Genomic DNA, 256 nt, shown 5'->3' on the forward strand with positions numbered 1-256 from the left:
CTCACAGGGGGAAGCCCCCAACTACCATCGGCGCTAAAGAGCTTAACTTCCGTGTTCGGTATGGGAACGGGTGTGACCTCTTTGCCATCATCACTAGACATATTGAAAGAATTGCTCTTTCAAAACTGGATAAACGGTGCATTGAATGTTTCAAACGTTTTGGTTAAGTCCTCGATCGATTAGTATTCGTCAGCTCCATGTGTCACCACACTTCCACCTCGAACCTATCTACCTCATCGTCTTTGAGGGATCTTAC

Annotated in this window: 2 rRNA genes; both read right to left on the bottom strand. The window is 46.1% G+C overall.

The annotated features are described in order from the left end of the window. Nucleotides 1-98, bottom strand: a 5S ribosomal RNA gene (gene rrf / locus PVA17_RS25195); the annotation flags it as partial. 61 nt (nt 99-159) lie between these two features. Next, a 23S ribosomal RNA gene (locus PVA17_RS25200) occupies nt 160-256 on the bottom strand; the annotation flags it as partial.

The organism is Lysinibacillus sp. CNPSo 3705 (assembly GCF_028674935.1).
Taxonomy (GTDB): Bacteria; Bacillota; Bacilli; order Bacillales_A; family Planococcaceae; genus Lysinibacillus.